Origin of the sequence: Pseudomonas fluorescens, assembly GCF_902497785.1 — a bacterium.
GTDB lineage: Bacteria > Pseudomonadota > Gammaproteobacteria > Pseudomonadales > Pseudomonadaceae > Aquipseudomonas > Aquipseudomonas fluorescens_BO.
Genome location: NZ_CABVHK010000004.1, coordinates 193,866 through 208,521 on the forward strand (window position 1 = coordinate 193,866; position 14,656 = coordinate 208,521).

Consider the following 14,656-nt stretch of genomic DNA (forward strand, 5'->3'; position numbering starts at 1 on the left):
TGTGAACACACCCATCGGCTCGTTACTTCTGATCACGTCACTCGAGAAGTTCGCCACCTGTGCGCTGTATGGCCAGGCGCGAGCACTGGTGACCCAGCGTCAGCAAGACGCCAGTACCTTCATCGACGACCCCGCCACACGAACGTTGGTCAGTGGCCTGCAGGGTCGGCTGCAGGATTACGCCAGAGACTTCCTCGACAACCTGATGCCCGATTCCATTGCCAGCATCGTCGACGTGGAATCCCTCAGCCTGGTGATCAGCACTTTGCGCGCGTCTCGACAGACTGGCGGCGACGATGAAGTGGCCACGGCGGCTCAGCAGTTCTATCAAATGATCAGATCCGATATTTCCCGCGCCCAGCAGAACATCGCGGCACTGGTGGAGCGCACTGCTCAGTCGGCGGAAGAAACGGACAAGGTCATTAACCGGTTGCAAGCGAGTATCGACGCGCTGACCGACGAGCTGGCGGGTGATAAAGGCAAGATCGCCAGCATTCAGGCAGCGATTGAGAAAACCAGCCGCGACATGGATGAGGCCGTCAGCCAGATGCTCCTGGCCTCACAGTCGATAGGCGGTAATACCAAGGCCATCGCCACCTGGGTGTTTTCGCTGTTCGGGGTCAAGGATGAGCCGAAGAAGACCAACGATGAGCCTAAGAAGATCAAGGCTGGCGACAAAAAGCCACCCGCTTTAGATGACACGCCCGGCGAGACCCGCAAGACCGAGTCCTTTCCGGTCGAGACAATAGGCGAGATCGCGCGCGGCGCCACTGAAGTGGTGGATGCCATCAACAGTTTCAGCGCCTTCACCGATCTGCTTCAGGACCAATATCAACAACTTTACCGCCAGAAAGCCGCACTGTCGGTCGCGATCGTGATCAAGCAACAAGGCCTGGATCATCAGCTGGCCATCGAGCGATTCAGCGAGGCTGCCTCTTCCCTGAACGGAGCCTGGACTCAGCTCGATAACAGCTGGCAGCAGGCGCTCAAGGACAGCAGCGCTGTGGATGATCACCTGCTCGATGCCGGATGGGAGCGTATGGCCGAGCGGGTGGACAGAATCAAAAATTCCCTGACCGGCACCGAGGGCCAGATCCCTCGGTTGCAACGCAAGGCTGCACTCGCTGTTCTACCCCAAGGAGTTACAAAATGAACGACATCAACATTTCCACCCACGATGAAGACTACGGCCAGACAAGCATCGCGCTCAAGGGTCAGTCCTCCGCCGCTATGCTGGTTCAAGCCCATTGCCTGGGCGTCCAGAACCAGATGTTTTTGGACTTCGGCAAGCAGGACGGGCTCAAAACCCTCCAAAACGAAATCAACAGCGGCTTGGTCAAGGCGAAACAGAGTGCGGTCTACTACCTCGATGACCTGCAACCGCGGATTATCACCACGGTGACCAACATCGAAGCCTTCTTCGAACTGCACAACGTACTGCCTCAAATATTGCTGCCAGGCACAACGACCGCCGATGCCATCGCGATGCTGCGGGAAATGGAAAGCAGCGTCGAGGTGTACCGTCGCCAGGCGTCCGTCATCCAGACCGACTTGTCGAAAATTCGCACCGGATTTAGCGACGACAAGGCATTTTTCGATCGCTGCACCCTAGACCTCAGTGCGCTGCTCAATGGTGACAAAGGCGTGCTGGAAAGCATCAACAGCGAGCTGTCAGGCATCAACGGCAAGATAGCCGGAGTGGCAACCGGCATCGCCCTCAGCGGATTAGCGGCCATCGGCGGCGTCGTGTTGCTCTTGATCGGGGCGGTGGGTTCCGTCGTCACAGGGGGCCTCGCCACGGCTCTCTGCGTCGGTGGCAGCGCGTTGTTGATCGGTGGTGTGGCCGGAGCGGTGGGGTCTTCTATCGCGCTGGCAGGCCTGCTCAATCTGAAAACCGACTTGATCACTCGACGCGAACGGCTCAATGCCGAAGTCGCGGTCGCCACCGGCCTTGCTTCCGGCTTGGGCGAGCTGGCTGTCAGTGCCAGCCAGGCCCAGGAGAGCGCGCAATTGATGGCGAACGCCTGGGGCTTCATGGGCAGTCATCTGGAAATGCTGCGTGACCAACTCAAGCGCGGGCAGATCGACAGCCCGATGTTGCGTCAACTCTTGATCCGCGCAAGTCAGGGCGGCGTGCGCCTGATCCAGGCTGATACGGACACGATCAAACGGCAAATGACCACCCCGCGGGCCACCCTCGACCCTAAAAAACACATCGGTGATCTGATCACCGAACAAGCCGCGTCTCTGGAAGAAGCTGCCTGACAGCATCATTACGGAACACACAAGGAGTTCATCATGTGGCAAGAAATTACGGCTCACATTAATGACGTGGTGCAGGAAACCCGCTCTCTGCCAGCTCCCCCCGGTCAACTGGGCGAGGTCAAGACGCATATTGATCAGTTGCCTGCGGCCATGCAGCAGGTGGCGGACGTTCAACATCGCATCATCCAGCACATTGAACGCTCCACCGAACTGATCAACACAGCACTGTTGCAAAGTAGCCAAAGCACCACCGACAGCAACGATGCGCTGCAGTCCTACACCTCACAGGCCGGTGCCGAAATCGAGCTGGTCAGCGGTGAGTTGCAAAGCGTGATGCAGACGATTGCCAACTTCCGAAACCTGCTCGGCCAGGACTCCGGGGCCCTGAAGAGCGAGGCCATGCAGGCACGCGCACGAGTCAAGGCACTGGAGGAGCGTCAACGGGAATTAGCCGACAAGGCCCAGGAGTTGCGCAATCGATCGATCTGGACGTGGCTATTCCCGGCGGCCAAGGCAATCGATGAGTTGGTCAGCCTGTGCCAACACGGCAAGTCTACCGAGGCAGCTCTGGAGGATGCGATCCGGGACCTGGGTGACAAACGCCGTGAAGCAAGCAACCTGATCCGTATCAGCGATGTGTGCGAGCAAGTGCTTAGTCTGCTTACCGCCATGGCCGAGGGGTTGCAGGGGGTGATCAACCAGCAAGCGCTGCTCAAGGGTTACTTGAATAACGAGGACCGTCTGGCGTCGTTGACGACACCTGAAAACGCGCGCCTCTACCTGAACACTGTGCTCGGCATCCTGCGGATTATGAGAGCCCAGGCCAACTGATCTACTAGAAGAAGGAGTTTCATCATGATGTTATTTTTCGGCAAACCCAAAGGCAGTGCAAACGCCAGCGACGAAAACGCTTCCCGCGCAGGCCGCCTGCAAGCGCTGCGCAGCCATTTCTACGCATGGAAGCAGTGGAAGGAATTTGCACCGGACGCGTCGTTCCAGCCCCATGCCATCCAGCAAATGCTCAATGCTCTTGACGAAAAGCCCGCCAAGCACCTGAGCGACTACAGCGGTGACCCATCGAGACTGGTGCTCAATGCCCACGGCAACGACACCGTGTTCAACGGCTATAGCGGTCAAAAGGTAGCGACCATGCTCGAAAACCTGGGCATTCGCGAAGCCGGCACCCGGGAAATCTGGGTGGCCGCGTGCAGTGTGGCACTGCAGAAGCAGCAGCCAGGACCGACCGTGATCAGCCGCTTCGTCAATGACTTGCGCTTTCACTTGCTCCAGGCAGGGCTGAATATCAAGGTCTACGGGCCGCGCAATATCCTTTGGTACCGTGGCGGGCTAGTGCCCGTTGGTGATCAGCAGAAATACGAGTACAACGAGGTTTACATTGCACCTTTGCCGCCCGAGCTCGCTTCAGGCGAAGAACGCGAATACGCATTCAACGAGGGGTGGTTGCTCGCCCATCCTTGATTCGGGCATTGAGGGGCCGTCGGTTTCAATGCCGACGGCCCCGCTCAAGGATCAGCAAGCTCACGCAGCGCCTTCAGACTTTCGCCGATGCGTGTCTGGCGGTAGCGGCCGGCCGACATGCCAAAGACTTTGCTGAAGCAGCGGTTGAACGTCCTGACCTCCTCGAAGCCGCAGCGGTAGGCAACTGTCTCGATTGGAATGCTGTAGGGCGGTACGGCCAACATTTCGCTTGCACGTAACAGGCGCAGCATGCGAATTGTCTGGGCCACTGTCTGTCGGCGCTGTGCAAAGGCGCGGTACACAGTGGTGCGTGAACAATTGATCAACTGCGCGACAGCACTTACGTTCAACGACGTATCTGCCAGGTGCTGTTCGATCATCATGCACGCTGTCTGATAGATCCATTCATGCTCTGGCTTGACGCATGTCGTTGCCAATACCGAGGCAGGACGCGGCCTGAGACGTGCCCAGAAACAAGTACCCTGATCACTGCTCGCCCACACACACCGCAATTCGGACACGTCTGCTTTGACTTTAGTCTCCATTGTCTTCCCCTGTGCATCCTGCAAAACCTCCGTGTTCGTCTGGGGTAATCGTCCAGAATCCAGCCGATCGCTGTTAGCTCAGCTAATGACCTGCGAGCAGTTGTGCGACGTTTCTTGATCGTGCTGGGAGGTTGGCGTGGTTGGCGACGTCGGGCCAAGCGTAGACGCAGCGTGTATCGAGACTCACATTTGCGGTCTTTGTCGGATCGATTCATCCGGCATGGCACTGGTCAATCAGGCGGGCTGTGTCTTGGTTGAGCGAGGGGAGGAGCTTGGCGGCCACCCTCCGTAGAATCGAAGAACTCGCCTGCGCGAGTGATTACGCCGCTTGACCCACTCCACTCGGGTGGGGGGCGAGGACGTGATGGAGGATTAACCTGCAGACCTCATAAAACGCATCCGCCGCACGTTCTGCAAAGGTGGTGCGAATTCAAAGAGGTGTCTGTCGTGAACCGTTGTTTATCCACTCTGGCCGGTAATAGTCGCAAGCTTGATGGTGGCGTGATGTTCGGCAATACGCCGCGCCAGCGGTGGGCGGACTGGATCAAGCCCGACCAGGACAACCTGGTGGATCTTGCCTCGCGAGGGCTGTTGGTGCAGCAAGGCGGCAGGAACATCCTGGTTCTGGCGGGTGCCAGCGCTTTACTTGCGCCATTGCGTCGGACCTGTAGCTGCCAAAAACATTCCTCCGGGTTGCTGGACAGCCTGGCGCAATACGGACTCGCTGAAGGTGACATCAGCGCGGTGGTGCTGACGCACTTACATGCGCAACTGACGCCCGAACTGTGTGCGGCAATTGATGATGGCGATACACCTCGCTTGCTGTTTCCTGCTGCGCATTACATTACCGGTGAGCGTCACTGGTCCCGTGCGCTTCACAATCATCCCCATGATCGCGCCTTGTTCGTGCGGCAGATCGTGCGCAGGCTTGAAAGCAGTGGTCGACTGGTGCTGATCGATGGCGCCCGATGCAATGAGCTGGGCGACGGCTGGCAGTTCCACTACAGCGATGGTTACACCCCCGGGCAATTGATCCCGGAAATCACTATGCCAGGCGGGCCGGTGGTCTTTGCCGGTGACCTGATTCCGGGTACTCATTGGCTGCGTCTGGATGTCACCACTGCCAACGATCGCAATCCTGAAGGATTGGTCGGCGAGAAAGAACGGCTACTGGATCACCTGGTGGCCAATGGTGGTCGCCTGGTTTTTTCCAGTGACCCGGAGATCGCGATGATCAAGGTCATGCGTGATCGACAATCGCGTTACCTGCCATTCGATCCGCACGCCACGTTGAGCCGTTTCGATTCTTGAGCTGTTTCCCAATCCATGTCGTGGTGGGAGAGGTGCGCGAAGTGCACCGTTGTCTTACTGGAATTCATCGTACTGTTGAATGCAGTAGCGATAAACGGCCTAAAACTATAATCTCGGTAGATCAAAACTCTACAATAGCGGGCGCAGCATGGTACCTATCGATTCCTTCCAAGGCGTAATCACCTTCGTCGTGGCGGCGCGCTCGTCCAGCTTTACCCAGGCAGCCGATCGGTTGGGACTGTCGAAATCTGCCGTGGGCAAGGCCGTTGCGCGCCTGGAGGAGCGTTTGGGCACGCAGTTGTTTCATCGCACGACGCGGCGGATTTCCCTGACCGCCGATGGCGAGGCCTATTTCGCGGCGTGCTCCACAGCCTTGGAGGAAATCGGCACCGCTGAAAGCGGGCTGGGCCCCGGTGGTGGTGAGCCTTCTGGACGTTTGCGGGTTGATGTGCCGGTGGCTTTTGGACGCCGGGTCGTAGCGCCAATGTTGTTCGAGATCGCCAACAAATACCCATCACTGCAACTAAGCCTGACGTTTTCCGATTACCTAGTGGACCCATTCGAGGAAGGAATCGATTTGTTGGTACGGTTCGGCGAACTGCAGGACACCAGCGGCCTGGTAGCGCGGCGATTGACTCGCCAACGCTGGGCCGTCTGTGCCTCCCCTGAATACCTGGCGCGCTTTGGCACGCCACAAACTCTGGAAGACTTGAGCCAGCATCGTTGTATCGTCGGCCATCGACGCGGTCAGCCGCTCGCGTGGCGAGTCATGCAGGCGGGGCGGACAGTTCGTTACGCTCCCCCCTCAGCACATCAGATTGGCGATGGCGAAGCCATGATTCTTGCTGCAGTTGCAGGAACCGGCTTGTGTCAGATGCCGCGGAGCTTATTCCAGGATGATTTCGAAGCGAACAGGCTAGTTGAGGTGCTGCAAGCCTATGAGCCTGAGGCCGTTGATGTGCATGCAGTCTGGCCCAAGGTTTCGCATCTGCGTCCCAAGGTTCGGTATGTAGTCGACGAGCTGGTAAAGTTGTGTGCGCATTGGCAGTAAAACGCATGCAAACCCGGTTAGCACCGGACTGTCGATCACTGTCTGGCTAATTTTCAGAATCATCGCCGATGGTAGGCAACCGCCAACCGAAGTGAAGTGAAGCCATCCGCAGCACCGTACATCCTCCTGCGGTCAGCCACGAAATCACCACCGTATTTGCGCCGCTGTAACTGAGCAAAACTTCAACACCTGCGCCTGCCAAAGCGGCAGACGCGTAGATTTCCCGCTGCAGGATGCCTGGCACCCGCGATAGCAAAATATCTCTGAGTACTCCGCCTCCGACTGCGCTGACCATCCCCAGTAAAATCGCGACCTCGGCACCGGCCTGGACGGCCAATGCCTTTTTCGCGCCTGCCACTGCAAACAGCCCAAGGCCAATGGAGTCGAATAGTTGTACGGGGGATTTCATTCGACACACCATCGGGTAGGCACACACCACCCACGCTGCAGCGATCAGCGACACCACCAGATAGCGCCAGCTCGACAGCCCGGCCGGCGGCAGTGTGCCAAGACACAGATCCCGAAGAATCCCGCCACCGCACGCGACGATGAACGTGATGGTAGCGATGCCGAACAGATCCAATCGTTGCTGACGTGCGGCAACTGCGCCGCTTACACCAAATGCAAACGTGCCGAGCAGATCCAGGACGGTGTAAATCAGGTGAGTGTCCATTGCTGTGTCACTTAGCGGTCCCGAACCAGGCGAAGGCTGCGCAAAGCATCGTTTCGAGACCCGTACGCAAAGTAGGGTGCAGTAAAGGTGCGAACTGAGGCGAGTGATTGCTCGGGATGTTGTTTATTTTTCCCTTGGCCTTGGCCTGTTCGTACACTTGCGGGTCTGTACAACCTACAAACCAGAATACGTAGGGCACCTTCCATGCGCGGCCGAACACACTGAAATCCTCACTCGCCGCGGCCGGCGCCGTTTCATAGGCTCTGTCGCCAAACCAGGCTCCAAAGGCCTCAGCCAAACGGGTAGAGGCGCGCTCATCATTGACCGTCAACGGGTAGCGGTTGATTGTTGTGATCTCGGGGTCGCGTGGAGCATTGGATGCAGAGCATTCGGCGCAGCAGATCCGTTTGATGGCACCCAGCATGTGCTCGCGCACACCCTCGTCGTAGGTGCGCATATTGAGTTTCAACGTCGCATTGTCCGGGATGATGTTTTCCTTGGTGCCAGCCTGTAACGAGCCAACCGTCAGGACTGCCTGGTCCAGCGGGGAGATTTCTCTCGACACAATGGTTTGCAGGCGCAGCACCGTTGACGCCGCCATGATCACCGGATCTACCGAGGTTTGTGGCTGTGAGCCATGGGCGCCTCGGCCGAACATCTTGATTTTCAGGCTGTCACCGGCCGAAAGAATGGTGCCGCTGCGGTGCCCCACAGTACCGGCTGGCCCCACCATCACATGCTGACCCAGAATGATGTCCGGCTTGGGGAAGCGATCAAGCATGCCGTCGTCGATCATGTTCCGCGCGCCCACACCCACTTCTTCACCCGGTTGGAAAACAGCCAGGAGGGTACCCCGCCAGGTGCTGCGGTTTTCGGACAATACCCGAGCAACCCCCATCAACCAGGTGACATGCATGTCATGCCCACACGAGTGGCAGACAGAAACCTCCACACCATCTTCGTCGCGGGTGACCACGTCGCTGGCGTAGGGCAGGCCTGTCGCTTCGGCCATGGGCAACGCGTCCATGTCGGCGCGCAGCATCACCACCGGGCCTTCACCGTTGCGCAGCACGCCGACAACGCCGGTGACACCTATTTCGCGTGTCACCTCGTATCCGTAACGCACAAGGTAGTCGGCGGCGATTTTCGCGGTGCGATACTCATACATCGACAGTTCAGGATGACGGTGCAAGTCCTTGTAGACTTCTTCGAGCTCAGGCAACAAGGCATCAAGATCTGGAATCAACTTTTCGAGAGACGACATGGGGTACTCCTTAATGTAAAAGAGGGCGGAAAAAGTGGGGGAGGGACGGTGTCAGGAAGGCGGAAGCAGACTTTCCATCAGCTTTGAAAGCAGGCCATCCAGTGCTACGCGTTCCTTGGTCGAGAGCGCGCAAACCAGTTGATCTTCCAGTTCAGAACCAACGGCAGAGGATTCGTCAGCGATTCGTGAGCCCTCGGCAGTTGTGCGCAAACCAACGCTGCGGCGGTCGACAGGGTGAGGGGCGCGCGCGATCAGATCACGCGACTCCAGCAGCGCCAACGTTTTGGAGAGCAGTGTTTTTTCCAGAAAGGCGCGTGATGAAACTTCTTTTGGAGTGATGTCCGGGCAGGCCTGAATCAGACGCAACACCCGCAATCCCCGGACATCCAGATCCCAATGCTGACGGTACACGGTGTTCGCGTGATCCATCAGCAGCGCACTGGTCATGTCCAGTTTGAAATTCAGAAAGTCGGAATACATGGCAGGCTCCAGTCGAATGGCTGAAGTATAAATATATAGTTGAAATATTCAACTATTATTTCAGTGACTGGCCGCTCTCTGGCTTGAACCCTGGAGACGTGAATACACGTTGCCGGACAAGCCTAAAGCCGTCCGGCACATTGTTGCGTGCCAGGCAGAGTCAATCCGTTATCGGATCAACGGCACGCCACTGAGCGTTTGCAATGCCTCAAAGCTGATATCAGCGACAATCTCCCGGACCTTCAATCCTTTCGCAGTGACATCCAGAATAACCAGGTCGGTATAAATCCGAGTCACGCAGCCAATGCCGGTCAGCGGGTAGGTGCATTTTGGCACCAATTTGCTTTCGCCCGTCTTGGTCAGGTGATCCATCATGACGAACACTTGGCGTGCGCCTGTCGCGAGGTCCATCGCGCCACCCACTGCCGGAATGGAACCTTCGGCGCCGGTGTGCCAGTTGGCTAGGTCGCCGTTGACCGAGACCTGGAAGGCGCCGAGCACGGCAATATCGATGTGCCCGCCGCGCATCATCGAGAACGAATCGGCGTGGTGAAAATAGGCGCCACCGGGCAGCAGTGTTACATGCTGTTTGCCCGCGTTGATCAGGTCATCGTCTTCCTCACCCGGCGCAGGACTCGGGCCCATGCCCAGTACACCGTTTTCACTGTGCAGGAAGACTTCCTTTTCACCCAGGTAGTTGGCCACCAGCGTGGGCACGCCAATACCCAGGTTCACGTACGAACCTTCGATAATATCGTCGGCCACACGCTGGGCCATTTCGCTGCGCGATAGTTTTTTCATGACAGTCATGGCAGGCCTCAGTTGACGTTGGCTTTCGAGATAGGGGCGAGCGGCACGGCGACCACGCGCTGAACGAAGATCCCCGGCGTGACAATGTGTTCAGGGTCCAGATCTCCCAACTCGACGACCCGATTAACCTGGGCGATTGTCGTTGTCGCTGCCATCGCCATGATCGGTCCAAAATTACGCGCGGCTTTACGATAGGTGAGATTGCCCCAGCGATCACCTTTTTCCGCCTTGATCAGTGCGACATCGGCGCGCAACGGCATTTCAAGCACATAGTTGCGACCGTCGATCACCCGGGTCTCTTTGCCTTCGGCGAGCAACGTGCCATATCCGGTGGGCGAATAAAACGCACCGATTCCGGAGCCTGCCGCGCGAATACGTTCGGCCAGATTGCCTTGTGGCACGACCTCAAGTTGCACCTTTCCTGCCAGGTAGAGTTCATCGAAGACATAGGAATCGGATTGGCGTGGAAACGAACAGATGACCTTGGCAACGCGCCCGGCCTTGAGCAATGCAGCAAGACCGATTTCACCATTGCCGGCGTTGTTGCTAATGATGGTCAGTTCGCGAACGCCCGAAGCTATGACGCCATCTACCAACTCCGACGGCATCCCGGCAGTGCCGAAGCCACCCACCATGATGACCGAACCATCGGCAACGCCGTCTAGTGCGGCAGCGATAGATTCAAATGTTTTATTGATCAAGGCGTACTCCTGTCTTCATTTGGCTGAACAGAATGATCCGACGGCACAACCGCATGAATAACGATTAATGCAAGGTGTGCATAGCCTGCCAAACAACGAGTGAAGGAGGGTGTCCCGGCACGAGATGTCGTGCGATTAGCGAACGAAACCGTGAGTAGCCCCCCTAAAAATCCCGCCACACTGATAGGCCACATCCGCGCATAGATGACGCTATTCGCGAGCAACACAAATAATCGAACAACAAAAAAACCGGTCTGGCGCCGGCTTTCCTGTTTCTTTGAAGCTCCCCTGATCGAGAGTTCAGAGCGCAGCTTTCACCTGCAAACCGAGCACCAGCGCATTGTCGATGTCTTGCCCGGAAAACGCGCCTGGTTCGATGATGTATTGCACATTCGGGCGCAACGTCAGCCAAGGAGTGGCTTGGTAGCCATAGCCAAGCTCGATCAGTTGTTCGGCACTGTCCAAATTCGGGAGCGTTGGGCCATTGGCGAGCGCGGCGTCCTGCTGCACATCCCGGCTGCGTGGATTGGGCACGGCCCTGCCGTAGCCCAGAGCGACGGTGTCACGCGGCCGACCTTCAAACGGTTTGTACAGAACCACGCCGGTGCCGTACCACTTGCTGAACGGTGAAGCCGCTTCGCTGGCCGCCGAGTATTGGCCGAAGGCGTGCAGACTGCGACCGTCGGACGACTGCGAGTTCCACACGGCCTGATCAATCAGCAGGTAATGACCGCCGCGGCCGGCCACTTCCTCATCGCTGCCGATGCGTTTCACGTCGGAACTGTCGTAGTAGTAGCCAACCTTGTACTCGCCGGGCAACTCACCCGCATGCTTGTACACTAATTCGATCGGCACCACGGTGCCGGTCGTATGTTTCGGACCTAGGTGCCAGGCACGGCTGGAATTACCGTTGCTCTCAGGATCGACATTGAAGGCTGCAACACGCAGCTGCAAGGACGACGACAGGTCGTACTTCACGCGCACGCCCAGGTGAGCGTTGGGGTAGTTGGTCCAGCCACTACCGCCGGACATGTTCAGCGGATGGCCGCAGAAACCGGCGTTCATGAAGTTGCAGAGAATGCCACTGTCCAGGCCACCGAGGTCGTTGCCCATGGCCATATAACCCAGCTTCACGTTGAGCTCCGGGGTGAACAGGGTGCGCTCGTAACTCAGTTCAGTGAGGCGAGTGTAGAGACCGCCGTAGTTTTCCTGGATGGGCAGACGGTTGCCGACCAGATCCTCGGAAGCGCTATTGCCGCGTCGGTCGTTGATGGTCAGTTGGATCTTGCCGGCGTTATTCACGCGATACAGTTTGCTCAGGTCGAACTGCGCGCCGAGCTTGATGTTCTGCGAGTAACGGGCCGAACGGTGCAGGCCGCCATCGGCGTTGTAGGCGGTTTCGCCGCTGTAGTCGCCGGTGAATTTGATACCGCTTTCGTCCATCTGGTGGCGTAGACCGCCCCAATCGCCGGACAAGGTATTGCGGGTCAAAATGTTCAAATCGGTATCGGCGAAGGCGGGCAGGGTGGCGCTGCAGGTCAGGCCCAGTAGCAAACCGTTGAGCCAGCCTGCATAAGAAAAGCGAACAGCCAAAAACATGTGAGTCTTCCTGGTGGAATCTTGAATGATTTCGCAAAGCGGCGCGGCACCCGCAGGTGCCGCGCACAGAGAGATTGCCCGCCGGTTAGGCGGGCACAGCGGCTTACGGCAAGGCGTAAGCCATTACGGAGTCGCCGCGATCGGTCGACTGGCGCGCACCACCGGCGGTGATGACGATGTACTGCTTGCCGGTCTTTGGCGAGACGTAGGTCATCGGGCCGCCCTGACTGCCCACTGGCAGGCGTGACTTCCAGACTTCTTCGCCATTACCGCTATCGAAGGCGCGCAGGTAGAAGTCCTGAGTACCGGCAATGAAGATCAAGCCACCTTGAGTCGATAGGGTGCCGCCCTTTGGAAAGGTGTTTCGCTTGAGCCGGGTTCCGCTGTTGCTTTTTACATTGCGGTTAACCGTGCACAGCAGAAGGTAGCGATCATCGTAGAGCAGGCCGGGCGGGATTGAAATTTTTGCGCCCCGTTTAATAGCTCAATTAAATAGATGTTTAGTTGAGTTGAACTAAGACTAATAACGATACACCTTCGAGAAAACGAATGCGAGACAAGAAAACGAAGCTAAAAAGGCCGCTGATGAAAAGCAGTCGTGGATAATCGGAACAGGAGAAGTCGGCAATTCCCAATTGCGTTGTTGCCAGCTCGGAATACGCCGCAACGGCTTTAAACCGGGCATTCAGACTAAGCGAATCGACATTTCAAGACACGTTTAGACTGCTCACATAGTTGTATGTTTTCATAATGGCAAAAGCATTCTTCATCGTATCCACCACATGGGAGCCGTTGCCTTTACCTATTACATGAGGGTCCGCACACGTGAGCTCCAGGCATTTTGTTTGCTGTGTCAGGACTGAACCGAAAATCGCTTGGTATGGAATCGTTTTAGCTGGTGAAAAAGCATCAAATGAAGTCATGCTTCCAGGCGATTTTCCGATCCAGGAATGCTCAAGCAGTCAGATCAAGCAGTTCCGCTTGCCGGAAAAAGGCGCCTACATTGCCGACGGATTCATACTTAAATAGTGTTTCAGAGCAATGCTTGGTGCATGCGTCGCTAGGAGCGTAATTTTCGACGGCGTCGCCAGGCATTGGCCAATTCCGGTATGGCTGTCCTTGAAATCCGTGCACCAACACCATGCCGAAAGCCACAGATTTCACACAGCGTCGTGATTGGTGACATTCCTGGAAGCGTTGTTCATGCAGACCGATTAGGTGCGACGGATGCGGGAAGATCAGCTCTAGACCTTTGAGAAATCAAACGACTGCCTGGCAGGTGATCTGCAAACAGCTCCGGCAACGAAGGACTCTAGACTCGATTCACACGCTGACGTTTTAAGGATTTCCTATCCCGGTATGAAAGCTGATGCGCATATTTAAACAATATTTTTCTGGACGAAGCAGTGAGCAGATCTCACTAAGGGGCTGATTTTCAGGCCGTTTCATATTTAGCTGTTTATTCGCATATTTAAAAAATCTCGACAGCTCTCGACATGATCACAAGAGCCCCCAGCCCCGCATAGAATGATACGCATAATGTATATTATGTTAAATCATGTGTTATGTCAGATAGGCTCGTCCCTACCGAACTCGATATCGAAGCCTTGTCAGTGTCGTGAATTAACCGGAAAGCCCTGCTATCACCTATGTTATTGAAATTTCTGAGAAATATATTCTTTCGCATGGAGCACGGCCCCAGGTCGTCGTTAATTAGCCGGAAACCACGGCCTTAAATGGTGAGATGCACAACGCTGTTAACGTATTTCCGGTCAATTTCGGTCATTTTTCCGGTTAATTTATGGTTTTTTCCGGTTATCTAGATCCTCATTTATGAACATCAATTTCTCTCCAGCCCTTACGGGGAGGGGTTTGCAGCCAATTTCACTGGTGAAATATTCGATAAAAAAATGACGATGGTTTGCGCGTTTTTTCCGGTTAATTACTGCACGCCCCTCAATAACAGTTTTAAATGAGGATGGTTTGAGAGCTGGGATTTACGGTCCGACGTCCAGTGGTGGATTATGGCTATGTTTTTACACAGGAGCCTACTATGGCAGCGCATCGGGATACCGCCTTTCGGGAGCAGCAAATGCTCGAGGCCGCGAAGAAAGCCATCCTAGATAGTGGTGACTTTCTCTCTCTGGACCAAACGGCTCATCGGCTTGGTCTACCCCCTGGGAATCTGGATGATTGGAAAGCGGAGGGAAAGATTTTTTCAATTCAGCATGGCGGCTGCTCACTGTTTCCGAAGTATGCCTTCCTGGCCGACACTGGTCATGGGCCGGTACCTGGACTGAAGGTGATACTCGATGTTTTGAGAACGAAAAAAGGAGGATGGGGAATCGCATTTTGGTTTGCTTCTCCCAGCTGTTACCTCGGAGGCAGTCGACCCCAAAATGTGCTTTTTTCCGATGCAGATGAAGTGTTGCTTGCGGCCCAAGATGAGGTGTCAGGTGTCACCCACGGTTAGCCAAG

14 protein-coding genes and 1 pseudogene are annotated in these 14,656 nt (G+C 56.3%); 7 read left to right on the top strand and 8 right to left on the bottom strand.

Translation table 11 applies throughout. From position 1 onward, the window contains the following. Nucleotide 1 precedes the first annotated feature (1 nt). The 4 genes from F8N62_RS31480 to F8N62_RS07850 are packed head-to-tail and all read left to right on the top strand — an operon-like array spanning nucleotide 2 to nucleotide 3,744. Nucleotides 2–1,153, top strand: a complete 1,152-nt coding sequence (locus tag F8N62_RS31480) for a hypothetical protein (protein ID WP_191632356.1) — start codon at nucleotides 2–4, stop codon at nucleotides 1,151–1,153. Next, nucleotides 1,150–2,265 carry an HBL/NHE enterotoxin family protein gene (locus F8N62_RS07840; protein ID WP_191632357.1) on the top strand — a complete coding sequence of 372 codons (1,116 nt, stop codon included), beginning with the start codon at nucleotides 1,150–1,152 and terminating at the stop codon, nucleotides 2,263–2,265. Before F8N62_RS31480 ends, F8N62_RS07840 begins: the two co-directional genes overlap by 4 nt. A 33-nt stretch (nucleotides 2,266–2,298) precedes the next feature. Further along, entirely contained in the window at nucleotides 2,299–3,096 is a 798-nt protein-coding gene (locus F8N62_RS07845; protein WP_150710414.1) for a hypothetical protein, read from the top strand. Between the two features lie 24 nt (nucleotides 3,097–3,120). Then, nucleotides 3,121–3,744 carry a hypothetical protein gene (locus tag F8N62_RS07850; RefSeq protein WP_150710415.1) on the top strand — a complete coding sequence of 208 codons (624 nt, stop codon included), beginning with the start codon at nucleotides 3,121–3,123 and terminating at the stop codon, nucleotides 3,742–3,744. Nucleotides 3,745–3,788: 44 nt separating this feature from the next. Here the strand turns inward: F8N62_RS07850 and F8N62_RS07855 are convergent, their stop codons facing one another. After that, nucleotides 3,789–4,289, bottom strand: coding sequence for a helix-turn-helix domain-containing protein (locus tag F8N62_RS07855; protein ID WP_150710416.1), 501 nt, complete (start codon nucleotides 4,287–4,289; stop codon nucleotides 3,789–3,791). A 447-nt stretch (nucleotides 4,290–4,736) separates the two neighbouring features. On the opposite strand from F8N62_RS07855, the gene F8N62_RS07860 reads away from it, so the two are divergent. After that, nucleotides 4,737–5,600, top strand: coding sequence for an MBL fold metallo-hydrolase (locus F8N62_RS07860; protein ID WP_150710417.1), 864 nt, complete (start codon nucleotides 4,737–4,739; stop codon nucleotides 5,598–5,600). 148 nt (nucleotides 5,601–5,748) lie between these two features. Beyond that, nucleotides 5,749–6,651 carry a LysR family transcriptional regulator gene (locus tag F8N62_RS07865; protein ID WP_150710418.1) on the top strand — a complete coding sequence of 301 codons (903 nt, stop codon included), beginning with the start codon at nucleotides 5,749–5,751 and terminating at the stop codon, nucleotides 6,649–6,651. 46 nt (nucleotides 6,652–6,697) lie between these two features. On the opposite strand, the gene F8N62_RS07870 is transcribed toward F8N62_RS07865, so the two are convergent. From F8N62_RS07870 to F8N62_RS07900, 7 genes and pseudogenes are all read right to left on the bottom strand, one after another. Further along, nucleotides 6,698–7,324: a trimeric intracellular cation channel family protein gene (locus F8N62_RS07870; RefSeq protein ID WP_150710419.1), complete on the bottom strand. Its 627-nt coding sequence runs from the start codon at nucleotides 7,322–7,324 to the stop codon at nucleotides 6,698–6,700. Nucleotides 7,325–7,331: 7 nt separating this feature from the next. After that, the gene (locus F8N62_RS07875) at nucleotides 7,332–8,588 is read right to left on the bottom strand and encodes a M20 family metallopeptidase (RefSeq protein WP_150710420.1); all 1,257 of its coding nucleotides are present in this window, start codon (nucleotides 8,586–8,588) and stop codon (nucleotides 7,332–7,334) included. Between the two features lie 51 nt (nucleotides 8,589–8,639). Then, the gene (locus tag F8N62_RS07880) at nucleotides 8,640–9,068 is read right to left on the bottom strand and encodes a MarR family winged helix-turn-helix transcriptional regulator (protein ID WP_150710421.1); all 429 of its coding nucleotides are present in this window, start codon (nucleotides 9,066–9,068) and stop codon (nucleotides 8,640–8,642) included. 168 nt (nucleotides 9,069–9,236) lie between these two features. Continuing rightward, nucleotides 9,237–9,878, bottom strand: coding sequence for a 3-oxoacid CoA-transferase subunit B (locus F8N62_RS07885; protein ID WP_150710422.1), 642 nt, complete (start codon nucleotides 9,876–9,878; stop codon nucleotides 9,237–9,239). A gap of 8 nt (nucleotides 9,879–9,886) precedes the next feature. Beyond that, nucleotides 9,887–10,579, bottom strand: coding sequence for a 3-oxoacid CoA-transferase subunit A (locus F8N62_RS07890; RefSeq protein WP_150710423.1), 693 nt, complete (start codon nucleotides 10,577–10,579; stop codon nucleotides 9,887–9,889). Between the two features lie 300 nt (nucleotides 10,580–10,879). Next, on the bottom strand, nucleotides 10,880–12,022 hold the full coding sequence (locus F8N62_RS07895; RefSeq protein ID WP_412071969.1) for a carbohydrate porin: 1,143 nt from the start codon (nucleotides 12,020–12,022) through the stop codon (nucleotides 10,880–10,882). 259 nt (nucleotides 12,023–12,281) lie between these two features. Continuing rightward, nucleotides 12,282–12,527 (bottom strand): annotated as a pseudogene (locus tag F8N62_RS07900) (membrane-bound PQQ-dependent dehydrogenase, glucose/quinate/shikimate family); the annotation flags it as partial. Between the two features lie 1,704 nt (nucleotides 12,528–14,231). Between F8N62_RS07900 and F8N62_RS07905 the strand changes: the two are divergent. Then, entirely contained in the window at nucleotides 14,232–14,651 is a 420-nt protein-coding gene (locus F8N62_RS07905) for a hypothetical protein (protein ID WP_224791345.1), read from the top strand. Nucleotides 14,652–14,656: the final 5 nt, after the last annotated feature.